The organism is Kitasatospora mediocidica KCTC 9733 (genome assembly GCF_000744225.1).
Classification (GTDB): domain Bacteria; phylum Actinomycetota; class Actinomycetes; order Streptomycetales; family Streptomycetaceae; genus Kitasatospora; species Kitasatospora mediocidica.
In genome coordinates, this window is sequence record NZ_JQLN01000005.1 from 2563199 (window position 1) to 2581149 (window position 17951).

Below are 17951 nucleotides of genomic sequence, written 5' to 3' on the forward strand. Positions count from 1 at the left end.
CAGAAGGACATCGGCCGGCGGGTGGGTCAGAGCGTGGACCCGGACGGGTGGCGGGTGCGCAGGACGTCGGCGATGCGGCGGCACCAGTCCAGGGTCTCCCGTTCGAAGGCGAGGCCGCGCAGGCAGGTGAGGTAGGGGCCGATGCGGTGGCCCGTGCGCAGGAACTCCTCCTCGTCGGCGTCGCCGCGCATCTGGCGCAGCAGGGCGCCGAACAGCTCGATCTTGGCCGCCGCCGCGGTCGCCCGGTCACCGAGCTGTTCGATCAGCTGCTCGGCGTCGACGTGGTCGGCCGCCTGCACCTTCACCAGTAGGTCGTCGCGGATGAACGAGGGTTTCGACGCGGCCGCCGTGAAATCGCGGAGCTCGGTGAGACCGGACTCGGTGGCCCGGAAGACGCGCTTGTTGGGCCGGCTCTCCTGGACCACCTCGCGGCCCGCGACCAGTCCCTCGCGCTCCAGCTTGGTCAGCTCGGCGTAGAGCTGCTGCGGCAGCGCGTGCCAGAAGTTGGCCACGCCGACGTCGAACGCCTTGGCCAGCTGGTAGCCGCTGCGCTCCTCGTCCAGGAGTGCGGCCAGCACGGCGTGTCGCAGGGCCATCGAGGCAGCCTCTTCCCTTTTGGTGTCGGTCCCGGCATCATCCTAGTCACATACCAGAATAGTCAGATTCTTGACTAGGGAGAGGGAGAAGCCATGACGGACCCGACCACCGCCGAACGCTTCCGTGCCGCCGTGGAGAAGCAGGACATCGCCGCGCTGGACGACCTGTTCACCGAGGACGTCCGCTTCTACAGTCCGGTGAAGTTCGTCCCCTTCGAGGGGAAGGCCATGGTGGTCGGCCTGCTCCGCGTCCTGCTGGGCATCTTCGAGGACTTCCGCTACGTCGGTGAGTTCGACGGCCGGGCCGAGACCAGCGCGGACGGCGGCGAGGTGCCGTCGTCGATCCTGATGTTCCGCACCACGGTGAACGGCAAGGCGATCCACGGCATCGACCTGCTGCAGTTCGACGAGGCGGGCCGGATCAAGGAGTTCACCGTGATGGTCCGCCCGCAGTCGGCCGTGCACGCCCTGGGCGAGGCGGTCTTCGCGGGCCTGGTGGCCGCCGGCCTGGTCCCGGCCACCGACTCCTAGGGTCTCGGGCGGACGGGTCGTCAGCCGGGCATTGTCAGTGGTCTGCGGCAAGGTGGTTGTCGCAGGTCGGGGGGCGTTCGAAGGCAGCCCCCGGGTCTGTCATCCGCGCCGATGCTCCCCCTGATCACCGCCCCGCCCGCGGCACTGCTGTGCCCGGTGGCCGACCTAGGAGCCGTCCTATGACCACCACCACTCCCGAGGTTCTCCGGCAGCACGCCGAGGACGCGTTCGCCGCCGAACTCGCCGCGCTCGCCGCGCAGGACGAGCGGCCTCGTCCGGAACGCTGGCGGTTGTCGCCGTGGGCCGTGGCCTCCTACCTGCTCGGCGGCGAACTGCCGGACGGCACGGTGATCACGCCCAAGTACGTCGGGCCGCGCCGGATCGTCGAGGTGGCGGTGACCACGCTGGCCACCGACCGCGCGCTGCTGCTGCTCGGCGTGCCGGGGACGGCCAAGACCTGGGTGTCCGAGCACCTGGCCGCCGCGATCAGTGGGGACTCCACGCTGCTCGTCCAGGGCACCGCCGGGACGCCCGAGGAGGCGGTCCGATACGGCTGGAACTACGCCCAGTTGCTCGCCCACGGACCCAGCCGGGACGCCCTCGTGCCGTCCCCGGTGATGCGGGCGATGGCGGACGGGAAGATCGCCCGGGTCGAGGAGCTGACCCGCATCCCGGCGGACGTGCAGGACAGCCTGATCACCATCCTGTCCGAGAAGACACTCCCCGTACCGGAGTTGGGCGGCGAGACGCAGGCGGTCCGGGGCTTCAACCTGATCGCCACCGCCAACGACCGCGACCGCGGCGTCAACGAACTCTCCAGCGCGCTGCGCCGCCGGTTCAACACGGTGGTGCTGCCGCTGCCCGCCACCCTCGACGAGGAGGTCGACATCGTCACCCGCCGGGTCGACCAGCTCGGCCGCTCCCTCGACCTGCCCGAACTCCCGGGCGGCGCCGAGGAGATCCGCCGCGTCGTCACGGTCTTCCGCGAACTGCGCGACGGCATCACGGCGGACGGGCGCACCAAGGTCAAGTCGCCCACCGGCACGCTCTCCACCGCCGAGGCGATCTCGGTGGTCACCAACGGGCTGGCGCTCGCCGCCCACTTCGGCGACGGCGTCCTGCGCGCGGGGGACGTCGCGACCGGAATCCTCGGCGCGGTCGTCCGCGACCCGGTGGCCGACCAGGTGGTCTGGCGCGAGTACGTCGAGGGCGTGGTCCGCGAGCGGGAGGGGTGGAAGGACTTCTACCGGGCCGCGCGCGAGCTCTCCCGCTGAGCAGGACCCAGGAGGCAGGAGGGGAGGACCGATGAGTGACAACGACGTGACCCTGCTGGGGATCCGGCACCACGGACCCGGCTCGGCCCGCGCAGTCGCGGCGGCGCTGGAGCGCCTGCGGCCGGATGTGGTGCTGATCGAGGGGCCCGCCGAGGCCGATCCGATCATCAGCCTGGCAGTGGACAAGGAGATGGTCCCGCCGGTCGCCCTGCTGGCGCACGCGGTGGACGACCCGTCCCGGGCGGGCTTCTGGCCGTTCGCCTCCTTCTCCCCGGAGTGGGTGGCGATCCGGTACGGGCTGGCGCGCGAGCTGCCGGTCCGGTTCATCGACCTGCCGGCGGCGTACGGCTTCGCCCTGGCGGCCGAGCAGGCCCAGCAGGCCCAGCAGGCCCAGCAGGCCCAACAGGCGGAAGAGCGCCTCGCGCTGGACCCGATCGCCGTCCTCGCCGAGGCCGCCGGCCAGGACGACGCCGAGCGCTGGTGGGAGGACGTCGTCGAGCACCGCACACCGGGCGCCGACGCCGACCCGCTCGCGCCCTTCGAGGCACTGGCGGAGGCGATGACGGCCCTGCGCGAGCAGCCGCCCGGCGCCCCGCCGCTCACCGGCCGCCGCGACGACCTGCGCGAGGCGTACATGCGCCAGCAGATCCGCGCCGCCCGCCGCGCCGGACACCGCCGGATCGCCGTGGTCTGCGGCGCCTGGCACGTCCCGGCGCTGAGCGCGATGCCCACCGCCACCGCCGACCGCGCGCTCCTCGCCACGCTGCCCAAGAAGGCGAAGACCGAGATCACCTGGGTGCCCTGGACCCACCGCCGTCTCGCCCAGCACACCGGGTACGGCGCCGGTATCGAGTCGCCCGGCTGGTACCACCACCTGTTCAGCACCGAACGCGACACGCTCGCCCGCTGGATGACCCGGGCCGCCGAGCTGCTGCGCGCCGAGGACCACCCGGTCTCCTCCGCCCACGTCATCGAGGCGGTCCGGCTGGCCGAGACGCTGGCCGCCATGCGCGGCCGCCCGGTCGCCGGGCTGGCCGAGACGCTGGACGCCGTCCGGTCCGTGCTGTGCGACGGCTCCGACGTCGCGCTCGCGCTGGTCCAGGAGCGGCTGGTGGTCGGCGAGGCGCTCGGCGAGGTGCCGTCGGCCACCCCGACCGTGCCGCTGCAGCGCGACCTGACCCGGCTTCAGCGCAGTCTGCGGCTCAAGCCCGAGACGGAGGCCCGCGAGCTGGTCCTGGACCTGCGCAAGGAGCTGGACGCGTCCCGGTCGCTGCTGCTGCACCGGCTGCGGCTGCTCGGCATCGGCTGGGGCACCGAGACCCGTTCCGCCGTCAACTCCACCGGGACGTTCCGGGAGAGCTGGCAGCTGAGCTGGGACCCGGAATACGCCGTCCGGGTGGTGGAGGCCGCGCAGTGGGGCACGACGATCGAGCAGGCCGCCGCCGGCAAGGTGGTAGAACTCGCCGCGAAGGCCGCCGAACTCGCCGACCTCACCCGGTTGGCGGAGCACTGCCTGGTGGCGCGGCTGCCGGCCGCGCTGCCCGCGGTGATGCGTGCGCTGGCCGACCGTGCCGCGCTCGACACCGACGCCGGTCAGCTCGCCGAGGCGCTGCCCGCGCTGGTCCGCGCGCTGCGCTACGGCGACGTCCGGGGCACCGACAGCAGCGCGCTGGACGGCGTGGCCCGTGGGCTCGCCGACCGGATCTGCGTCGGCCTGCCACCCGCCTGCACCGGGCTGGACGCGGACGGCGCCGGCGCGATGCGGACCAGGCTGGACGCGGTGCACGCCGCCGTGGGCCTGCTGGAGCAGGGCGCCGCCGCCGAGGAACCCGACTCGCTCGCCGACCGCTGGGCCGCCGCCCTGCACGGGCTGGCCCGCCGCGAGCCGTCGGCCGGGCCCGCCACCGGCGTCCCCGGCCTGCTGCGCGGCCGCGCCGTCCGGCTGCTGCTGGACGACGCCCGGCTCGACTCGGCCGAGGCGGGCCGCCGGATGCGCCTGGTGCTCTCGACGGCCAGCGCCCCGGCCGACGCGGCCGGCTGGATCGAGGGTTTCCTCTCCGGGGGCGGCGCCCTGCTGCTGCACGACCCCCAGCTGCTCGAACTGCTGGACGACTGGCTGACGGGCGTGTCCGACGAGACCTTCACCGACGTCCTGCCGCTGCTCCGCCGCACCTTCTCGGCGCTGGAGGCAGGCGTCCGGCAGACCGTCGGGTCGCGGGTCGCCGCCGGTCCGTTCGCCGCCGCGGAGCCGGGCCGGACGGCGGGCCCGGGCGCGGTCCGCGCGGAGCCGCTCGACGCCGACCGCGCCGACGCCGCATTGCCGACGGTGGCCCTGCTGCTCGGCCTGCGCCCGGCGGCCCCCGCCGCCGCCCGCCCGCTGATCCCCCGCCAGCCCGACCGAGGGAACGACCGATGAGCATCCCGACCGCCGCGACCACTCCTTCGAGCGACCCGGAGACCGACCAGCGCCTGCGCCGCTGGCGGTTGGTCCTGGGCGGCGAGGCCGACGGCACCGGTTGCCGGCTGACCGGGCGGGACGCCGGCATGGACCGGGCACTGGCCGCGCTCTACCGGGGTGCGCCCGCCCCCGCCGCCTCCCGAGGCGGCGCCCGCAGCGCCGGCCTGGGTGGCTCGGCCCCGCAGGTGGCCCGCTGGCTGGGTGACATCCGCACGTACTTCCCGACCTCGGTCGTCCAGCTGATGCAGCAGGACGCGATCTCCCGGCTCGGCCTGGACCGGCTGCTCCTCGAACCGGAGATGCTGGAGGCGGTGGAGCCGGACGTCCATCTGGTCGGCACGCTGCTCTCGCTCAAGCACGCGCTGCCCGAGACGACCCGGGAGACCGCCCGGATGGTGGTCGGCAAGGTGGTGGCCGAGCTGGAGCGCCGGCTCGCCGACCGGACCCGGGCCACCCTCGGCGGCGCGCTGGACCGCAGCGCCCGGGTGAACCGTCCGCGCCACCGCGACATCGACTGGGACCGCACGATCCGCGCCAATCTGAAGAACTACCTGCCCGAGGAGCGCACGATCGTCCCCGAGCGCCTGGTCGGTTACGCGCGCGCCCAGCGCGCGGTGAAGAAGGACGTCATCCTCTGCATCGACCAGTCCGGGTCGATGGCCGCCTCGGTCGTCCACTCGGCGGTCTTCGGTGCGGTGCTCGCCTCGATGCGCAGCCTGGACACCCGGCTGGTCGTCTTCGACACCTCGGTGGTCGACCTGACCGAGCAGCTCTCCGATCCGGTGGACGTCCTCTTCGCCACCCAGCTCGGCGGCGGCACCGACATCAACCGCGCGCTCGCCTACTGCCAGTCGCGGATCACCCGTCCGGCGGAAACCGTCGTGGTCCTGATCAGTGATCTCTACGAGGGCGGGATCCGGCACGAGATGCTCCGGCGGGTGGCCGCGATGAAGGCGGCGGGCGTCCAGTTCATCGCCCTGCTCGCGCTCTCCGACGAGGGAGCCCCGGCCTACGACCACGCGCACGCCGCCGCGCTGGCCACCCTCGGTGTCCCGGCCTTCGCCTGCACTCCGGACGCCTTCCCGGACATCATGGCCGCCGCGATCGAGAAGCGTCCGCTGCCGGTCCCGGTGGGCTCCTGAGCACCGGGCCGCGGCGGGGCGCGCGACCCGCCGCCGTACGCCCGTTGTGACGGTTCTCACCAAAGCGGAGCCGGTCCCCGGCGAATCACGCCCGTCGGTCGGGGATAACCTGCCAGACGGACGTGACGCGCGTGTTGGTTGACGTGTGCGCCCGTGGCTGTGTGGGCCGCAAGGCCACAAACTCTGCGTACCCGCACCGCCCCGACGACCCGCAGCGAAGATCCTGCCGTGGCACGCTCGTAGAGACACAATCCGCGACCACGAACAAGGACGAACACACGTGGACCTGTTCGAGTACCAGGCGAGGGACCTCTTCGAAAAGCACGGCGTACCCGTGCTCGCCGGCGAGGTCATCGAGACCCCCGAGGCCGCCCGCGAGATCGCGACCCGCTTCGGTGGGCGTGCTGTCGTCAAGGCTCAGGTGAAGGTCGGTGGGCGAGGCAAGGCCGGTGGCGTGAAGCTCGCCTCGGACCCCGAGGACGCCGTCGCCAAGTCCGCCGCCATCCTCGGCATGGACATCAAGGGCCACACCGTTCACAAGGTGATGCTGGCCGCCACCGCGGACATCAAGGACGAGTACTACGTCTCGTTCCTGCTGGACCGCACCAACCGCACCTTCCTGGCGATGGCCAGCGTCGAGGGCGGCGTGGAGATCGAGGTCGTCGCCGAGGAGAACCCCGACGCGCTCGCCAAGATCCCGGTCGACGCCAACGAGGGCTGCACCCCGGAGAAGGCCCGCGAGATCGTCGCCGCGGCCAAGTTCCCGGCCGAGGTCGCCGACCAGGTGGCCGACGTCCTGGTCAGCCTGTGGAAGGTCTTCATCGCCGAGGACGCGCTCCTCGTCGAGGTCAACCCGCTGATCAAGTCCGGTGACGGCAAGATCATCGCGCTCGACGGCAAGGTCTCGCTGGACGAGAACGCCGAGTTCCGTCAGCCGGGCCACGAGGCGCTCGAGGACAAGGCCGCGGCCAACCCCCTCGAGGCGGCCGCCAAGGCCAAGGGCCTGAACTACGTCAAGCTCGACGGCGAGGTCGGCATCATCGGCAACGGCGCGGGTCTCGTGATGAGCACCCTCGACGTGGTCGCGTACGCCGGTGAGGCGCACGGCAACGTGAAGCCCGCCAACTTCCTCGACATCGGCGGCGGCGCGTCCGCCGAGGTGATGGCGAACGGCCTGGAGATCATCCTGGGCGACCCCGACGTCAAGTCGGTCTTCGTCAACGTGTTCGGCGGCATCACCGCGTGTGACGCGGTCGCCAACGGCATCGTCCAGGCGCTGGAGCTGCTCAAGGCCAAGGGCGACGAGGTCACCAAGCCGCTGGTCGTCCGCCTGGACGGCAACAACGCCGAGCTGGGTCGCAAGATCCTGACCGACGCCAACCACCCGCTCGTTGAGCAGGTGGACACCATGGACGGTGCCGCTGAGCGCGCCGCCGAGCTGGCGAACGCCAAGTAAGGAAGAGGGACTAACTAGCATGGCTATCTTCCTTACCAAGGACAGCAAGGTCATCGTCCAGGGCATGACCGGCTCCGAGGGCATGAAGCACACCCGCCGCATGCTCGCCTCCGGCACCCAGATCGTCGGCGGCGTGAACCCGCGCAAGGCCGGCACCACGGTCGACGTCGACGGCACCGAGGTGCCGGTGTTCGGCTCCGTCGCCGACGCCATCGAGAAGACCGGCGCCGACGTCACGGTGATCTTCGTTCCGCCGAAGTTCACCAAGGACGCCGTCGTCGAGGCGATCGACGCCGAGATCGGCCTCGCGGTCGTCATCACCGAGGGTGTCCCGGTCCACGACTCGGCCGCCTTCTGGGCGTACGCCGGTGCCAAGGGCAACAAGACCCAGATCATCGGCCCGAACTGCCCCGGCCTGATCTCCCCCGGACAGTCCAACGCGGGCATCATCCCGGCGGACATCACCACCACCGGCCCGATCGGTCTCGTGTCCAAGTCCGGCACGCTGACCTACCAGCTCATGTACGAGCTGCGTGACCTCGGCTTCTCGTCGGCCGTGGGCATCGGCGGCGACCCGGTCATCGGCACCACGCACATCGACGCCCTCGCGGCGTTCGAGGCGGACCCGGAGACCAAGGTCATCGTGATGATCGGTGAGATCGGCGGCGACGCCGAGGAGCGTGCCGCGGCCTACATCGCCGAGCACGTCACCAAGCCGGTCGTCGGCTACGTCGCGGGCTTCACCGCCCCCGAGGGCAAGACCATGGGCCACGCCGGCGCCATCGTCTCGGGCTCCTCGGGCACCGCGTCCGCCAAGAAGGAGGCCCTTGAGGCCGCCGGCGTCAAGGTCGGCAAGACGCCGTCCGAGACCGCCCGCCTGGCGCGTGAGCTGATCGGCTCGCTCGGCCTGTGACAGCCTCGCGCTGACACGCTGACACGCTGACACGCTGACACGCGGTCACGCTGACACACGGTCACCAAACGTCCAGCCCCGGACCGGGTCTCCCGGTCCGGGGCTGGACGTTTTCGTGCGCTCGGCCCTCAGCGCGCCGCCACCGCGCCGGAGGGCCGGTACGGCGGCCAGAGCGCGGGCGGGGCGATGCGGGCGCCGCCGGGGCAGGGACGCGGGAGGCGCGGCGAGCAGTCGGCCGGGGCGCCGGCGCCCGGGGGAGTGACCAGTTCCAGACGCAGCGGTGCCCGGTCCGGCAGCCCAGCGGCGTCCGTGGCGCCCGCCGGCGACGGGGAGGCCGGAGAGGCCGGGCTCGCCGGGGCGGACGCCTGCGCGCTGGGGGCGTCGGAGGCCGCCGTGCCACCGTCCGGAGCGGCGGGTGCCGTGCTCGCCGGGGCGGCCACCATGACCGCCGGCTGCCCGGGCGCCGAGCCGCACCACACGCTGTGCACGCCCGGCCCGCCCGCCCCGGCGTGGGCCGCCGGGCCCGCGCTGCCCGTCCCGGACCCGGTGCACACCGGCAGCGCGCGCGGCCTGGCGGCGAAGTACGTCGACGGCCCGTTCCCGTCCAGCGCCGCCCCCACCGTCACCACGGTGGCCAGCACGAGCAGCCCGCAGGCAGCCGGCAGCGCCACCGCGCGCAGCCGTCCGGTGGTCCGCACCAGGGCGGCGGCCGGCTGCTGCGGCGCCGGACAGCCGCGCAGCGCCGCCCGGTAGAGCAGGCCGCCGAGCCGCGCTCCGAAGCCGGCGGCCGCCGGATCGGCGCCGACCAGCTCGGGGACAGTCCGGGCCAGCTCGGCCCGGGCGGCCCGCACCCGGTCCTCGACGCCCGCGGTGCTGGTCTGCACCTCGGCGGCCACGGCTGCGGGCGGCAGGCCCAGCGCGTCGTGCAGCACCAGGTCGCGGCGCCGCGGGCGGGAGAGCCGCAGCAGCGCCCTGAGCAGGGCCCGGTCACGGTCCGTCAGCTGCGTCCCGGGCTCGTCGGCCGCTTCGGACGGCGCAGGCGGGGCGACCCGGATGCGCCGACGCGGCAGCCGCCAGGTGTGCGTGCGGAGCGGCCCGACGCGGTGCCGGGGGGAGAGCGCGGCGCCGAACGCCCGGGCCCGCACCCAGGTCTCCGGGTCGGGCGCGGCGCAGACCTCGGGCCAGCTGTTCCAGGCCGAGCCGAAGGCCTGCCGGACGGCGTGCGCGGCGCTGCGGCGGCCCGCCGTGAGCAGGAAGGCCTGCTGCACCAGGTCGTCGTGGCAGTGCGCGTAGAAAGCCTCGAAGCCCTCCCGGGTCGGCCCGATCGGGGCGGGGCCGGGAACCGCGACCGGGCTCGGGGCCAGGGCCGGGGCTGCCAGGGCGGCCGCCTCCGCGCGGGTCCGGACGCCGAGCTTGCGCATCGCCCGGTGCAGATGGGTGCGCGCGGTGCTCGGCGCGACGCCCAGGGCCTCGGCGATGGCGCGGGTGTCGTCACCGGCCACCAGCCGCGCCAGCGCCTGCGCCTCTCGCGGGGAGAGCAGTCGCAGCAGCCGCGAGACCCGTGCGGCTTCGGCCGGATCCATCTGGCCCGCTCGAAAGTGACACATAACCAGATAATCCGGGACACGGCGAGCGCACGCTTCTTCACAGAGCAGGACGGGTGACGTTGGCACCATGAGGGACCATGACGCACCACCTGATGGACCGTCCGATCCCGCGCGGTGCCGGCTCGCTCAGCTCCGGCCCGGCGATCGCGGGCTTCACCGCGGCGCTCGTCGGACTCGCGACGACCGCGGCTCCCGTGCTCGTCCTGTGGGTCCTCTCGCCGTACCCGCAGGACACCGCGGGCGACGCCGGCAAGCTGGTGGGCGGCGTCTGGCTGCTCGCCCACGGCGGGCCGTTGACCAGGGGGACGGCCGAGGCGCCGCTCTCGCTGACGCCGCTGCTCGCCACCCTGCTGATGGTCGTGCTGGTGTACCGGGCCGGCGCCCGCGTGGTCCGGCGGACCGGGGCGCGCACCGGGGGCGTGCCGGCGGCCGTCTGCGCCGGATATCTCGCGGTGGCACTGCCGGTGGCGTTGGAGTGCTCGATGGCCCCGGGCCTGCGGGCGCGGGTGCTGCCGGACCTGCTGGCGGTGGCGGTGCTGACCTACCTCTCCGCCGCGGCCGGGGCGCGGGCCTTCCCCGTCCCGGGTTCGTGGCGGGCCAGGGCGGCGCGGCTGCGGGACCGGTCCGAGCGCTGGACGGGACCGCTGCCCGCCGGGGCCGAACTCGGCGCGGCCGTCCGGCGGGCGGCGGCGGCCGGGCTGCTGGCGCTGCTGGCCGGCAGCGCGCTGCTCTTCGCCGTCGCGGTGCTGCTCGGGACCGACGGCACCGACCCAGTGGTGCGCGCGCTCACCGGCGGCAGCGTCTCGGGCTCGGCCGGCCTGCTGCTGACCTGCCTGCTACTGGTGCCCAACGCGGTGGTCTGGTGCGCCTCCTACGTGCTGGGCGCGGGGTTCCTGCTGGGGACCGGGACGGCGGTGGCGCCCGGGCGGGTGGTGCTCGGCGCGGTGCCGGACTTCCCGTTGTTCGCGCTGGTCCCGGACGTCGGGGCGGCCTGGCAGTACGCGGTGTTCGCGGTCCCGGTGCTGGCGGGCGCGGCCTGCGCCGGACTGCTCGGCCGGGCGGCCGCCGGGTACCCGGGGCGCGCCGGGCGTGCGGGTACGGGCGAGGTGCCGGACGAGCTCCCGGCGCCCTGGCAGCTCGGCGCGACCGCGCTCGCGGCGATCGCGACGGCGCTGGCGGCGGGCCTGCTGGTCGCCCTCGCCGCCTGGCTGGCCGGCGGCGCGCTCGGGGCGGGCCGGATGGCCGCGCTCGGCCCGTCGCCCTGGTCGGCGGGGGCGCTGGCGACCGGCTGGTTCGCCGTGCTGACGGTGCCCGGAGCGCTCGGCGTGCGCTGGTGGCTGCTGCGCCCGGGCCGCGCGGACGACGGCCTGGTCGACCTCGCCGGGGCGGAGCCCTGGGAGGAGCCGTGGCGCGATCGCTGGAGCGCTCGGGCGATCGGGTGGTGGCAGGCGGCGCGCGCCGCGACCGGTTCGGCGGCCGGCTCCGCCCTCGCCCTCGTCCGTCCCCGGCGCGGCGATGGCGGGGACGGCGAAGGGAGTTGACGATCCGTCAGTTGTCCGGATTGGTGTAGGAGGTCAGCCAGTGCGGGGCCAGGTTGGAGCAGCTCTGCTCGGCGGTCGTGGTCAGCGCGTCGTTCAGGCAGGTGAAGTACGGCTTGTAGGCGACGTTGATCGCGAACGAGCCGAGCACCAGTGCCACCGCCACGCCGCCGGTGAGCAGCCCGCCGAGCGCGGCAGGTGCCTGCGGACGGCTGCGCTGCGCGTACGGCCAGGCGGCGGGGGCGCCCGGCACGGCGTCGGACGGCGGCCGGGCGGCGGTGGCGTCCTCGGTCCGGGCGGCGGTGCCCGGGCCGGTGGCCGGGGTGCCGGCCGGAGCCGGGTCCTTGCCGGCCGCGCGCAGCGCGCTGACACCCCAGTACAGCGCGAGCGCGCCGAGCAGCAGCGCGACGTACTGGATGCCGGCCAGTCCGCAGAACAGGCCGGCCATGCCGCTGCTCAGCGCGTAGCGCGAGCGGCGGTGCACGGGGTCGTTGGGGTCGAACCGCGGCTGCTGCGGCACCTGCGGCCGCTCCGGCCAGCCGGGACCGCCGCCGCCCTGCCAGTTCGGGCTCCAGGGGTGTGGCGGGGGCATCGGCGGGCGTCCCGGCTGACCCTGGCCGCCGTCGCCGCCTGCCTCGCCCGAGCCCGGGCCGTGCGTGCCGCCGTCCTGGCCGCCCTGCTCACCCTCGGAGCCCTCGGAGCCGGGACGCCCGCCGATCACCGGCCGCTGCGGGATGCGCGGCCGCCACGGCTGGTCCGGGGCATCCTCCGGCGGCGGCGCGAAGGGGTTGCGCTCGTCGCTGTTCTTGCCGCTGCTCATGGGCGTCGGGGTCCTCATCGTTGTCGGGCGTCGGCAGGGCCGGGGTGGAGCTGCGGCGGGGTCGGGCCGACCCCGCCACGGGCGGGACGGTGCTCCCGCGCGCGGGGCACTGTCACCCATGATCTCGCAGGCCGCAGTTTGCCAGCGGGCGGCCTGCCGTTCGATGCGAAACCGGGTCCCGTCGGCTGCTCGGGGCGGTGGTCGCGGCGGTGGTCGGGCGCTCGGTGCGCCCTGGACGTGCCCGGGACGCGCCCCGGAGGAGATCCCGCTCTCATCTCCGTCGATCTACGCGCGTGGAGCGGAATCCCAGGTGCGGGAGCCGTTCAACCAGCCGTTATCGTGGTGACGGTCAGCAGCTCCCCCAGGTTTCCCGGGGCCCGCAGTGCAGCGGGGTGTCCCGGCGCATCCGTTCGACCGCTCGACCTGCCGTCTGTCCGTAGTGGCCCCACCGCCGGTGGATGTACCAGCGGGCAGGCACCCCGACATACGGAGACTCGCGCAGTGGCCGCCGCTTCCACGCTCGCCTTCCCGCCTCCATCCGATCGCCCGGCCCGGCTGCTGGTCCTGGTCTCCGGATCGGGCACCAATCTGCAGGCGCTGATCGACGCCGCCGCGGACCCCGCCTACGGCGCCGAGATCGTCGCGGTCGGGGCCGACCGGGACGGTATCGCCGGGCTGGAGCGGGCCGAGCGCGCGGGAATCCCGACCTTCGTCCACCGGGTCAAGGACTACCCCGGCCGCGCCGACTGGGACGCCGCGCTGACCGCCTCCGTCCAGGCGTACCAGCCCGACCTGGTGGTCACCGCCGGCTTCATGAAGATCCTCGGCGGCGGTTTCATCGCCGCGTACACCGGGCGGATCGTCAACACCCACCCCGCGCTGCTGCCCGCCTTCCCCGGCGCCCACGGCGTCACCGACGCGCTCGCGTACGGCGTGAAGGTCACCGGGTGCACCGTGCACCTGGTGGACTCCGGCGTGGACACCGGGCCGATCATCGCGCAGGGCACGGTGGAGGTCGCCGACGCCGACCACGCCGATGGCGGCGCCGCGCTGCACGAGCGCATCAAGACTGTCGAGCGCACCCTGCTCGTCGACATCGTGGGCCGCCTCGCCCGCGAAGGCCACCGCATTGAAGACCGAAAGGTATGGATTCCGGCATGAGCGCCGCCCCCAGCACCACGCCTCCCGTCTCCGAGAACGTCCGCCCGATCCGGCGCGCGCTGGTCAGCGTGTACGACAAGACCGGCCTGGAGGAGCTGGCCCAGGGCCTGCACGCCGCCGGGGTGGAGCTCGTCTCCACCGGGTCCACCGCCGCCCGGATCGCCGCCGCCGGCGTCCCGGTGACCGAGGTCTCCGAGCTGACCGGGTTCCCGGAGTGCCTCGACGGGCGCGTGAAGACGCTGCACCCCCGCGTGCACGCCGGTGTGCTCGCCGACCTGCGCCTGGAGTCCCACCGCGCGCAGCTGGCCGAGCTGGGCATCGAGCCGTTCGACCTGGTCGTGGTGAACCTCTACCCGTTCACCGCCACCGTCGCCTCGGGCGCCACCCCGGACGAGTGCGTGGAGCAGATCGACATCGGCGGCCCGTCGATGGTCCGCGCCGCCGCCAAGAACCACCCCTCGGTCGCCGTCGTGGTCGACCCGGCCCGCTACGCCGACGTCCTGGCGGCCGCGCAGTCCGGCGGCTTCGACCTGCTGACCCGCAAGCGGCTGGCCGCCGCCGCCTTCGCGCACACCGCCGCGTACGACGTCGCGGTCGCGCAGTGGTTCGAGGCCTCGGGCTACACCGAGTCCGAGGAGGCGTTCCCGCAGTTCCTCGGCGCCACCTGGGAGCGCTCGAACGTCCTGCGCTACGGCGAGAACCCGCACCAGAGCGCGGCACTCTACGTGGACGGCACCGGCGGCCTGGCGGGCGCCGAGCAGCTGCACGGCAAGGAGATGTCGTACAACAACTACGTCGACACCGACGCCGCGCGCCGCGCCGCCTACGACCACGACGGTCCGGCCGTGGCGATCATCAAGCACGCCAACCCGTGCGGCATCGCGACGGCCGACGACGTCGTGGAGGCGCACCGCAAGGCGCACGAGTGCGACCCGGTCTCGGCCTACGGCGGCGTGATCGCGGTCAACCGCCCGGTGACGGTCGCGCTGGCCGAGCAGATCGCGCCGATCTTCACCGAGGTCGTCGTGGCCCCCGCATTCGAGGACGGTGCCGTCGAGGTGCTGGCCCGCAAGAAGAACATCCGCGTCCTGCGCGCCCCCGACGCCCCCTGCGAGCGCCGCGAGGCGCGCCGGATCAGCGGCGGGCTGCTGTTCCAGGAAGTCGACCGGATCGACGCTGCGGGCGATGACGCGTCCACCTGGACGCTGGCCACCGGTGAGGCGCTGTCCGAGGCCGACCTCGCCAGCCTGGTCTTCGCCTGGCGCGCCTGCCGGGCCGTCAAGTCCAACGCGATCCTGCTGGCCAAGGACGGTGCCTCGGTCGGCGTCGGCATGGGCCAGGTCAACCGCGTCGACTCCGCGAAGCTCGCGGTCGAGCGGGCGGGGGAGCGCGCGGTGGGCTCGTTCGCGGCCTCGGACGCGTTCTTCCCGTTCGCGGACGGCCTGCAGATCCTGATCGACGGCGGCGTCAAGGCCGTTGTGCAGCCGGGCGGTTCGATCCGCGACGAGGAGGTCGTCGCCGCTGCGGCGGCGGCCGGCGTGACGATGTACTTCACGGGGACGCGGCACTTCTTCCACTGAGACACGGTGGTGGTGGTCCCCGAGTAGCAAAGGACAGGCACAGGTCGCGGAGACCTGTGCCTGTCCTGCTCTCACAGCTGGTCCGAAATTCCCTTCCTGCCCCGGCAGCCCAGGTTCTACGATGGCGCGATGCCGTCGATCAAGCAGGTACAGATCACCTTCGACTGCGCTGAACCTGAGCGCGTCGCCCGCTTCTGGCGCGAGGTACTGGGGTACGAAGTACCGCCGGTGCCGGAGGGCTTCGCCACCTGGGCCGATTACGATCGCTCACTGCCGCCCGAGCACGAGGGCCCGGCGTATGCCTGGATCAACCCCGTGGATGGGGCCCCGCGACTGTTCTTCCAGCGCGTTCCCGAAGGCAAGGTCGTGAAGAACCGGCTGCACCTCGACGTGCGGGTCGGCACCGGACTCGTGGGCGAGGCGCGCCTGGCCGTACTGGAGGCCGAGTGCGCCCGGCTGATCGCGCTCGGCGCGGCGCGGGTGCAACTGCTGCTCGCCGACGACGAGAACGAGTCGTGCCTCGTGATGCAGGACATCGAGGGCAACGAGTTCTGCCTGGACTGATGCGACGGTGCAGGCAGACGACAGCAACGAGAACGACTGACGGGCCGTGGGCATCGCCCACGGCCCGTCAGGGGGTTCAGACGGCGAAGTGGTCGAACTCGCCGGCCTTCGCGCCCTTGAGGAAGACCGCGAGGTTGGCGGTCGTGGTGGTGACGACCGTCGCGGGGTCATCACCCTCGCGGACGTGGATGAGGTCACCGTCCCGGCCGATCTCCAGGCAGTTGGCCTGGTCGCTGCTGAAGGATGACTTCTGCCAGTTGAGAGTAGCCATATGTGCCTCCGCGAAGGGTGTGCTGGGAGCTGCTGAATCAGGAGCTGAAGTCGGCGTGGTGGTCGAACTCGCCCGCTTTGGCGCCGAGGAGGAATTTGGCGAACTTGGTGGGGGTGGTTCGGATGATGACGTCCCCGGTGTCGGACTCGCGCAACTCGACCAGGTCGCCGGAGGTCCGGACCTCCACGCACTCACCTCCGGAGCCACTGAACGATGACTTCTGCCAATCAGCCTTGGGCATATCTAGCCTTTCAAAGGTTCCGTGCAACACTTCGGATCAGTTCTCGCGACTTCTCAGGGCTCAGAGCAACGCTCTCGGTGCGCTGCAGGATGGCCCGGTAGCTTTCCAACTCGCTTTTCGCATCAAAGAAGAGCGGACCGCGCGAGGAATCAAGTTCGACCGTGTCCAATTCGGAAATCGGACCGGTGGTGTAGTTGAGGTTCTCGATCGCCCCGGGAAAGGTCTCGGCGGCGAACGGGACGATGCGTACGCTGATTCCTTCCCGCTCGGAGTCCGTCAGGAGGGATTCGAGCTGGTCGCGAAGGACATCCTGTCCGCCGAATCGAATGTGGAGTGCGGCCTCGTGAATAAAGGCTTCGAGTGGCGTGGCATTGGGTCCTAGCAGAATGTTCCTCCGCTGGATCCGGAAGGCTGTCCGCGCATCCATCTCATGACGGGGAACCGCTGGGATGATGCGGCTGAAGACCCCTTCTGCGTAGCGAGTGGTCTGCAGCAGGCCCGGCATATGGGTTGTCACCCACGTCTGGATGCTGTGGGCATGCAGCTCGACCTCCGCGACTTCCAGAAATCCGGCTGGGATGATCCCTCGATAGGACTCGTACCAGCCCTTGCCTCGCTCATGGACCATGTCGACCAGCGCCTCGATGAGGGGCTGGTTCATGCATCGGCAGCACGCCGCGAAAGTACGAAGCCTGTCGGCACTCACGCCGATCCGGCCCGACTCCATCTGGCTGACCTGGGTAGTGCCGACTCCGAGGAGCTTCGCAGTAGCCGCCCCCGTCAGGCCGGCCTGCTCGCGCATCTTGCGCAGCTCGGCTCCGAGTCGGCGTTGGCGCATGCTCGGGGCGCTGCGTGGCGGCATGGTGCCCTTCCCTGGGGTGACTTGGTTTCAACAGTGTGCCGTGTGGCCGTCCGACGGGTCCACCTGATGACCACCCGAGCCACCTTCGGGGGAATCCTTCCCCAAAAAGGTACCTATATTGCTACTCCCGCGCTACGGTCATCTCACATCGCTAGCCGACGGACCGTCAGTAATCGTCCCCCGGTCGACCGAAGAGCACCTGCACGCCCACCCCCGGGCCTTGCTTCACGCTCACGGTGACACCCCCGAGGCGAGCACCCCCCTACCCTGCGGAGCACCCATGTGCGTCCTCAAGCCCCCTGGGCAGATCCCCAGTTGGGACCTCCACCGCGAACTCCTCGGCAACACCCTCACCGCCGCCGGATGGCGGCGTGACGACCGGCGGGATGCCGAGACCGTCCTCTACGAGCTGCTTGCCAACGCCTACCGCCACGGCGAGGGCACCCCCTCCGTCGTTCTCGTCCTGCTCACCGCCCGCGCGCTGCGGGTGGTGGTCGCGGACGAGTCGCCTCGCATCCCCACTCCCCAACCCATCAGCAGCGAAGCCGAGTTCGGGCGCGGCCTGCTGATGGTCGCCGGGCTGGCCGACGCCTGGGGCGTCGAGCGCCGTACGTACGGCAAGGCCGTGTGGGCGCACCTGAGCAAGGGGGTGGCCGCGTGAGCGAGGTGTGGCAGCCCAACCGGCCCGGTGACGCCGAGACCCGTGCGCTGAGCGTGGAGCAGGTGCGCGGGCTGCTCGACCAGCTGCACGCCGTCGGCAAGCCGCTCGGTGTCGTCTTCCCCAGCGCGGAGACCGGCGGCCGGGCGATCGACGGGAACCTGCTGGTCACCTTCGGAGGCGGCCCGGTCTCGAGCGTCACCAACCTCCTCCATCTGCTGCGCGAGCACGTGCGCCGGACCGACGGGTAGGCCGCGCCCAACAACGCGGCGTCGCACC

At 72.8% G+C, this 17951-nt stretch carries 18 protein-coding genes; 12 read left to right on the forward strand and 6 right to left on the reverse strand.

Features of this window, described 5'->3' with window-relative positions; genetic code table 11:
- Positions 1–26: 26 nt before the first annotated feature.
- Positions 27–596, reverse strand: coding sequence for a PadR family transcriptional regulator (locus tag BS80_RS25565; RefSeq protein ID WP_035800942.1), 570 nt, complete (start codon positions 594–596; stop codon positions 27–29).
- A 93-nt stretch (positions 597–689) separates the two neighbouring features.
- Between BS80_RS25565 and BS80_RS25570 the strand changes: the two genes are divergently transcribed.
- From BS80_RS25570 to sucD, 6 genes are all read left to right on the forward strand, one after another.
- Positions 690–1127, forward strand: coding sequence for a nuclear transport factor 2 family protein (locus tag BS80_RS25570; RefSeq protein WP_035800944.1), 438 nt, complete (start codon positions 690–692; stop codon positions 1125–1127).
- A gap of 179 nt (positions 1128–1306) precedes the next feature.
- On the forward strand, positions 1307–2401 hold the full coding sequence (locus BS80_RS25575; RefSeq protein ID WP_051967030.1) for an ATP-binding protein: 1095 nt from the start codon (positions 1307–1309) through the stop codon (positions 2399–2401).
- 31 nt (positions 2402–2432) lie between these two features.
- Positions 2433–4817, forward strand: a complete 2385-nt coding sequence (locus tag BS80_RS25580) for a DUF5682 family protein (protein ID WP_035800947.1) — start codon at positions 2433–2435, stop codon at positions 4815–4817.
- Positions 4814–6001 carry a VWA domain-containing protein gene (locus BS80_RS25585; protein WP_035800949.1) on the forward strand — a complete coding sequence of 396 codons (1188 nt, stop codon included), beginning with the start codon at positions 4814–4816 and terminating at the stop codon, positions 5999–6001. The genes BS80_RS25580 and BS80_RS25585 overlap by 4 nt, the downstream gene beginning before the upstream one ends.
- 280 nt (positions 6002–6281) lie before the next feature.
- Positions 6282–7457 carry an ADP-forming succinate--CoA ligase subunit beta gene (sucC, locus tag BS80_RS25590; RefSeq protein ID WP_035800950.1) on the forward strand — a complete coding sequence of 392 codons (1176 nt, stop codon included), beginning with the start codon at positions 6282–6284 and terminating at the stop codon, positions 7455–7457.
- A 19-nt stretch (positions 7458–7476) separates the two neighbouring features.
- Positions 7477–8370 (forward strand): succinate--CoA ligase subunit alpha, encoded by an 894-nt coding sequence (sucD, locus tag BS80_RS25595; RefSeq protein WP_035800951.1) that lies wholly within the window; start codon positions 7477–7479, stop codon positions 8368–8370.
- A 128-nt stretch (positions 8371–8498) separates the two neighbouring features.
- On the opposite strand, the gene BS80_RS38050 is transcribed toward sucD, so the two are convergent.
- Complete coding sequence (locus BS80_RS38050; RefSeq protein ID WP_051967031.1) at positions 8499–9953, reverse strand: helix-turn-helix domain-containing protein; 1455 nt, start codon at positions 9951–9953, stop codon at positions 8499–8501.
- 101 nt (positions 9954–10054) lie between these two features.
- On the opposite strand from BS80_RS38050, the gene BS80_RS25605 reads away from it, so the two are divergent.
- Positions 10055–11518: a cell division protein PerM gene (locus BS80_RS25605; protein WP_051967033.1), complete on the forward strand. Its 1464-nt coding sequence runs from the start codon at positions 10055–10057 to the stop codon at positions 11516–11518.
- Between the two features lie 7 nt (positions 11519–11525).
- On the opposite strand, the gene BS80_RS25610 is transcribed toward BS80_RS25605, so the two are convergent.
- On the reverse strand, positions 11526–12335 hold the full coding sequence (locus BS80_RS25610) for a hypothetical protein (RefSeq protein WP_051967035.1): 810 nt from the start codon (positions 12333–12335) through the stop codon (positions 11526–11528).
- Positions 12336–12836: 501 nt separating this feature from the next.
- Here BS80_RS25610 and purN point away from each other — a divergent pair.
- The 3 genes from purN (at position 12837) to BS80_RS25625 (ending at position 15640) form a co-directional block, all read left to right on the forward strand.
- Entirely contained in the window at positions 12837–13496 is a 660-nt protein-coding gene (gene purN, locus BS80_RS25615) for a phosphoribosylglycinamide formyltransferase (protein ID WP_035800953.1), read from the forward strand.
- On the forward strand, positions 13493–15076 hold the full coding sequence (gene purH / locus BS80_RS25620; protein WP_035800955.1) for a bifunctional phosphoribosylaminoimidazolecarboxamide formyltransferase/IMP cyclohydrolase: 1584 nt from the start codon (positions 13493–13495) through the stop codon (positions 15074–15076). Before purN ends, purH begins: the two co-directional genes overlap by 4 nt.
- A 129-nt stretch (positions 15077–15205) precedes the next feature.
- Positions 15206–15640 (forward strand): VOC family protein, encoded by a 435-nt coding sequence (locus BS80_RS25625; protein WP_035800956.1) that lies wholly within the window; start codon positions 15206–15208, stop codon positions 15638–15640.
- A 76-nt stretch (positions 15641–15716) separates the two neighbouring features.
- Here the strand turns inward: BS80_RS25625 and BS80_RS25630 are convergent, their stop codons facing one another.
- The 3 genes from BS80_RS25630 to BS80_RS25640 are packed head-to-tail and all read right to left on the reverse strand — an operon-like array spanning position 15717 to position 17014.
- Positions 15717–15911: a DUF397 domain-containing protein gene (locus BS80_RS25630; protein ID WP_035800957.1), complete on the reverse strand. Its 195-nt coding sequence runs from the start codon at positions 15909–15911 to the stop codon at positions 15717–15719.
- Positions 15912–15948: 37 nt separating this feature from the next.
- Positions 15949–16152 carry a DUF397 domain-containing protein gene (locus BS80_RS25635; protein WP_035800958.1) on the reverse strand — a complete coding sequence of 68 codons (204 nt, stop codon included), beginning with the start codon at positions 16150–16152 and terminating at the stop codon, positions 15949–15951.
- A 10-nt stretch (positions 16153–16162) separates the two neighbouring features.
- Positions 16163–17014 carry a helix-turn-helix domain-containing protein gene (locus BS80_RS25640; protein ID WP_035800960.1) on the reverse strand — a complete coding sequence of 284 codons (852 nt, stop codon included), beginning with the start codon at positions 17012–17014 and terminating at the stop codon, positions 16163–16165.
- 280 nt (positions 17015–17294) lie between these two features.
- On the opposite strand from BS80_RS25640, the gene BS80_RS25645 reads away from it, so the two are divergent.
- Positions 17295–17675, forward strand: coding sequence for an ATP-binding protein (locus BS80_RS25645; RefSeq protein WP_051967038.1), 381 nt, complete (start codon positions 17295–17297; stop codon positions 17673–17675).
- Complete coding sequence (locus tag BS80_RS25650; protein WP_035800962.1) at positions 17672–17923, forward strand: hypothetical protein; 252 nt, start codon at positions 17672–17674, stop codon at positions 17921–17923. The genes BS80_RS25645 and BS80_RS25650 overlap by 4 nt, the downstream gene beginning before the upstream one ends.
- The last annotated feature ends 28 nt before the right edge of the window (positions 17924–17951 follow it).

Coding starts and splice junctions, on each gene's coding strand:
- BS80_RS38050 (WP_051967031.1), bottom strand. CDS start 9,953: ATGGATCCGGCCGAAGCCGCACGGGTCTCGCGGCTGCTGCGACTGCTC.
- BS80_RS25645 (WP_051967038.1), top strand. CDS start 17,295: ATGTGCGTCCTCAAGCCCCCTGGGCAGATCCCCAGTTGGGACCTCCAC.
- BS80_RS25635 (WP_035800958.1), bottom strand. CDS start 16,152: ATGCCCAAGGCTGATTGGCAGAAGTCATCGTTCAGTGGCTCCGGAGGT.
- BS80_RS25570 (WP_035800944.1), top strand. CDS start 690: ATGACGGACCCGACCACCGCCGAACGCTTCCGTGCCGCCGTGGAGAAG.
- BS80_RS25585 (WP_035800949.1), top strand. CDS start 4,814: ATGAGCATCCCGACCGCCGCGACCACTCCTTCGAGCGACCCGGAGACC.
- BS80_RS25610 (WP_051967035.1), bottom strand. CDS start 12,335: ATGAGCAGCGGCAAGAACAGCGACGAGCGCAACCCCTTCGCGCCGCCG.
- purH (WP_035800955.1), top strand. CDS start 13,493: ATGAGCGCCGCCCCCAGCACCACGCCTCCCGTCTCCGAGAACGTCCGC.
- BS80_RS25640 (WP_035800960.1), bottom strand. CDS start 17,014: ATGCCGCCACGCAGCGCCCCGAGCATGCGCCAACGCCGACTCGGAGCC.
- sucD (WP_035800951.1), top strand. CDS start 7,477: ATGGCTATCTTCCTTACCAAGGACAGCAAGGTCATCGTCCAGGGCATG.
- BS80_RS25575 (WP_051967030.1), top strand. CDS start 1,307: ATGACCACCACCACTCCCGAGGTTCTCCGGCAGCACGCCGAGGACGCG.
- BS80_RS25580 (WP_035800947.1), top strand. CDS start 2,433: ATGAGTGACAACGACGTGACCCTGCTGGGGATCCGGCACCACGGACCC.
- BS80_RS25630 (WP_035800957.1), bottom strand. CDS start 15,911: ATGGCTACTCTCAACTGGCAGAAGTCATCCTTCAGCAGCGACCAGGCC.
- BS80_RS25625 (WP_035800956.1), top strand. CDS start 15,206: ATGCCGTCGATCAAGCAGGTACAGATCACCTTCGACTGCGCTGAACCT.
- BS80_RS25605 (WP_051967033.1), top strand. CDS start 10,055: ATGACGCACCACCTGATGGACCGTCCGATCCCGCGCGGTGCCGGCTCG.
- BS80_RS25565 (WP_035800942.1), bottom strand. CDS start 596: ATGGCCCTGCGACACGCCGTGCTGGCCGCACTCCTGGACGAGGAGCGC.